This is a genomic window from Flavobacterium xizangense (assembly GCF_054075145.1).
In genome coordinates this window covers 1-243 of sequence record NZ_JBSIPG010000277.1, presented here as the reverse complement: position 1 = coordinate 243, position 243 = coordinate 1, and the positions used below count along the sequence as shown (strand labels likewise).

Here is a 243-nt window from a genome sequence, read left to right as displayed (position 1 = left end):
CATAGCTATGTTTGTTGTGATAAGTGAAACGCCTTTTTATAGATTTCAACAATCTATGATTCTATGTGTTTTAAAAAATAAAATTTGTGGAATTAGTGTAATTAGTGGCAAACAAAAAAAGAGAGAATGATCAATAAACGCCTTTTAATTAAAAATCTCCTCGCTCATAATGACGAGAGCAGTTTTTATGATAAAAAAAGGCAGTTGAATCTTCATTCACGAGAAGGAAAAGGCAAATTCTTA

Annotated in this window: 1 pseudogene; it reads left to right on the top strand. The window is 29.6% G+C overall.

The features are described 5' to 3' along the window. Positions 1–126 precede the first annotated feature (126 nt). Positions 127–243, top strand: a pseudogene (locus ACWA1B_RS23420) (ATP-binding protein); the annotation flags it as partial.